Annotated in this window: 6 protein-coding genes and 2 pseudogenes; 5 read left to right on the top strand and 3 right to left on the bottom strand. The window is 42.1% G+C overall.

Going from position 1 to position 3,649, the window contains the following annotated elements; all coding sequences use genetic code 11:
* Positions 1–123 (top strand): annotated as a pseudogene (locus IM479_RS16115) (IS630 family transposase); the annotation flags it as partial.
* 84 nt (positions 124–207) lie between these two features.
* Here the strand turns inward: IM479_RS16115 and IM479_RS16110 are convergent.
* Positions 208–441 (bottom strand): annotated as a pseudogene (locus tag IM479_RS16110) (thiaminase II/PqqC family protein); the annotation flags it as partial.
* 182 nt (positions 442–623) lie between these two features.
* Here IM479_RS16110 and IM479_RS16105 point away from each other — a divergent pair.
* Both IM479_RS16105 and IM479_RS16100 read left to right on the top strand, forming a co-directional pair.
* The gene (locus IM479_RS16105; RefSeq protein WP_286825493.1) at positions 624–830 is read left to right on the top strand and encodes a hypothetical protein; all 207 of its coding nucleotides are present in this window, start codon (positions 624–626) and stop codon (positions 828–830) included.
* A gap of 41 nt (positions 831–871) precedes the next feature.
* On the top strand, positions 872–1,771 hold the full coding sequence (locus tag IM479_RS16100; protein WP_287685036.1) for an amino acid ABC transporter substrate-binding protein: 900 nt from the start codon (positions 872–874) through the stop codon (positions 1,769–1,771).
* A gap of 84 nt (positions 1,772–1,855) precedes the next feature.
* On the opposite strand, the gene IM479_RS16095 is transcribed toward IM479_RS16100, so the two are convergent.
* Together IM479_RS16095 and IM479_RS16090 are read right to left on the bottom strand one after the other, a co-directional pair.
* A complete protein-coding gene (locus IM479_RS16095; protein WP_287685035.1) occupies positions 1,856–2,170 on the bottom strand; it encodes a hypothetical protein in 315 nt (104 codons plus the stop codon).
* Positions 2,171–2,266: 96 nt separating this feature from the next.
* Entirely contained in the window at positions 2,267–2,914 is a 648-nt protein-coding gene (locus IM479_RS16090) for a PEP-CTERM sorting domain-containing protein (RefSeq protein WP_287685034.1), read from the bottom strand.
* Positions 2,915–3,041: 127 nt separating this feature from the next.
* On the opposite strand from IM479_RS16090, the gene IM479_RS16085 reads away from it, so the two are divergent.
* The gene (locus tag IM479_RS16085) at positions 3,042–3,302 is read left to right on the top strand and encodes a hypothetical protein (RefSeq protein WP_287685033.1); all 261 of its coding nucleotides are present in this window, start codon (positions 3,042–3,044) and stop codon (positions 3,300–3,302) included.
* Positions 3,303–3,310: 8 nt separating this feature from the next.
* A complete protein-coding gene (gene sipA, locus IM479_RS16080) occupies positions 3,311–3,526 on the top strand; it encodes a regulatory protein SipA (protein WP_286825505.1) in 216 nt (71 codons plus the stop codon).
* Positions 3,527–3,649: the final 123 nt, after the last annotated feature.

Genomic DNA, 3,649 nt, shown 5'->3' with positions numbered 1-3,649 from the left:
CGAGAATTTGAAAATAAAGAAGAACTGGAAAAAGTAGTCAATCAGCTTTTAAATGAAGGGGGATTGATTATTAAATGGAGTAGAAAGCTTAAAAATAAGGGTAATGCTGTCAATGTAACTTAAATGCGTAAAAGCTTAGTCTGATAGTTTCCTGTCTATATATTACAATGTCTGGCTATATATGACTATATTTGTATTGAAACTTTACAATACCCCTGCCGCTAACCGATGAAAGCTAGTAAATCCCTGCCAATCAGGAGCTTTAGCGGCGGCGATACTGTAAGCACGGGCGAAAGATTCCAGAAAAAAAGCATCCTGACCGACATAAAAAGCGAAACAGTCCCGTTTAAGCTCTCCTGTGGCGATACCTCGCACAAAAGGGTGTTCTAGACAAGCTTGTACTAGATCTTGATGGCTCTGCCAAAGTTGCTGACTAAGCATAGGAAAATACTAATTAGGTGGACAAGGTTGGTTAACCAGAGTTCGGGATAGGCTAAAACCCAGATTATACCCTAGCCAGAAAGCCCTATTCCGTGGTAAAAATGATCACCAAATTTCCTTAACCCAAACTGACGTTAAGCCTGTTACAATAAAGATAACCGACTAAATTGGAATTAAAAACTATGCGACTTAAGCGATGGGAGTCCCCCCGCCGGCAGGGACGTAACGACAAAGGCAAAGGCGGTTCGGCCCGACAGCGACAACTGAAAAAACAATTTAAAATGCTGTCCAAAAAACTAAAAGGGGGAGAGAGTAACATCTCTCCTCTTTTTTTGTCCCCAGCAATCGCCGCTAAAAAATCTTCCCCTGGGAAACTCTCGGTCTCCTGAAACAGTCGGAGACTTGAGCAACTTTCAGATTAGGAAAAAAAATGAAGCGTACACTTGCCGTCATGACGATGACAGTAGCTTTAACCGTCACCAGTAACCATTCTAGCCTTGCGGGAGCAATCTTCGATCGCATTCAAAAAACTGGGGTAATTACTGCCGGCGCTCGTAAAGATGCTATTCCCTTTGGTTTTGTCAACTCCCAGGGCAAGTGGGTGGGTTACAGCCTTGATATGTTAGAGTTAATTCGCAAGGAAACCGAACGGAAGTTAGGAAAACCAATTAAGTTAAAAATTGTTGAGATTACTCCCCAAAATCGTTTTGAAAAGTTGAAAACAGGGGTTATCGATATCGAATGTGGCTCCACTACTTTTACTTGGAAAAGAGAAAATGAAGTGGATTTTTCCGTTAGTTACTTTGCCGGTGGCACTCAATTGTTAACCCGCAAAGGTAGTAATCTCGATGACATCGGTAGCTTGGCAGGCAGACGCATTGGAGTAATTGCCAATACTACTAATGAAGCAGTAATTAAAACCCAACAACCCGCCGCTATTTTGGTCAAAGTTAAAAATCGTGGTGAGGGTTTACAAAAACTAGAAACGGGAGAAATTGATGGTTTTGCCAGTGATGGCATTACCCTAGAAGGTTTAAGAAAAAGTGCTAAAAATCCCAATAATTTAGCTATAGTTCCCTCCTATCCCTACGCCTACGAATCCTATGCCTGTACTTTACCCGAAAATGATTCTAAATGGCGCGATACGGTGAATTATACGCTATTAAAATTCATGGAAGGGATCGTTAGTGACCAACAACAAGCGGTGACAATTTATGAACGTTGGTTTGGTGAAGATGGTGTTGTTCCCTATTCCAGAGAGACTATTAATGATTATTTTCAAGGCATTGTCAACACCTACGAATGGATTCCTTTAACTGTATTTCCCTAAAATTAAGACCTTTTCAGGGACCAGTTGAAAAAGGCAAGAGGCAAAAGTATTGATTAATTTGTCTCCCTAAGACTCTTGTTGACCCTAGTAAATCCTGTTTAAAAGGTATAGAAAAGAAAATAGGAAAGTGGGGAGAAGGGAGCGGGTTTTTAAAGTCGGATTTGTTATTAATTCGGCTAAAACAGCGTCATGATTGATGGATGTGTCAGTATAGCCACTTCCTTTGGGTGCGGGAGATAAGTGAAAAGATTTTTTCGGTTTGGATAAATAGCCTTTCGCTATTAAAAATGATTCTATAGCCGTTTGTACTGTATCAGAAGACGATACCTTATGCTCTTGATTGTAGGCGGCTAGAGCATTAATTATGGTGGTGGGTAGCTCAATCGTCACCTGTTGCATAACCAAAATCCTCTTGATTTAATTATGTCCCTATTATACAATAAACCCCCTCAACTGACTGAATGAAGGGGCATTAATTCTACTTTGGTAAGCAATTTAGCCTACTTTTGTGGTTTCTTTTTCTGATGGTTTGGATGATTTTAGTTTGCGCTTCAGGGTTGAGGCTGCGCCTAATGCACCAAAGGAGCCAATAGCTAAAAGTCCAGCGGTTGAGGAGGGTTCAGGAACTAATTTTACATCCAGGTTTTGAACAGTAACACACGGGGTCAAACACCCCATATATGTACCCTGATCATAAAGTAACCGATATTCTTCTCCACCTTCGATGTAGGCTAATCCCCCTGCACTAAAAGCGCCTACACCTCCTACAGGAACAATATTTGCCGGATTAAACAGATTATCATTCGTGAATCCTGAAAGTAATAAACTGGTAGAGCCAGTGCCTTGGGGGACCAGACCAGTTATAGGATCTATACCCTGTGTTCCAGTTATGGATAAAACTTCATATCCAGTAAAGCCTGGGGTGACCGAAGATGTAGATAAAGTATTTTCGGTAATAAATGTCCCCTTAACAGGTGTGGGGGAAGGTGTATAGTCAGGGTTGGACGGAGGCAGTAGGTTTGTATCTATATCGAAGGAGAAATTCCATGTGAGAGTTCCAGCCGAAGCAGGATTTACTCCAAAGCCAATCATTGTAGTCGTTGCAGCCGCTCCAAGAGCTAAGGCTAAAGTCCAATTTTTCATTTTTTACTCCTGAGTAGTGTTTTTTGTATGTAAGCTTGTAGTCTCAGCTTTGAGGCTATTAGCCTACTTTTGTCGTCTTTGCTAGGTCAGGCAACACCCCAACCCAACGCCAAAGGGAGACAACGGGATGATACACATCCCCCGACAACTGTATCAAAAGATACAGTTTAATAAATCTTTACATTTTTCTCCCCAACTAGCGATTCAGATTTTGTTTTTTTTTGGTTGTACTGATTGCGATCGCCCTCTCGCCGCTAGGTCAGGCAACACCCCAACCCCACGCCAAAGGCGGACGACAACAGCTTACACAACACCTATTCCCTGGGGAATCTATCTTGAGAATGATTTGAAATATGCTAATTTAGAGGATTATCACGATCGCATTTAGCCAGTACCATGAGTGAAATTAGCGTCGGGGGAAAAGTCCGTCTGATTGCCATTCCCCCTTACCTGAAAACCGCCGATCCTATGCCTATGTTACGGCCGCCAGAGCTGCTCAATATCGACGATATCGGCACGGTTATCGATCGCCGGCCGGGGGGTTATTGGGGTGTAAAATTCGATCGAGGCTCTTTTCTGCTCGATAGCAAATATTTAGGGTTTGCTGAATAAATCTAAAAACCTTATCCAACAAGGTTTTTAGACTTTTTTTCCCTCAAAAAGTGCCGACCCTTGGAGTGATTGGGGGGAAAATTCAGGGACTTTTTCCCTGAAAATTAGGTAATTGACCACCTG

Source organism: Microcystis sp. M165S2 (assembly GCF_020245885.1).
In the GTDB taxonomy this organism is placed as follows: domain Bacteria; phylum Cyanobacteriota; class Cyanobacteriia; order Cyanobacteriales; family Microcystaceae; genus Microcystis.
The sequence above is the reverse complement of the archived record's forward strand: the minus strand, read 5'-3'. Positions and strand labels throughout refer to the sequence as shown.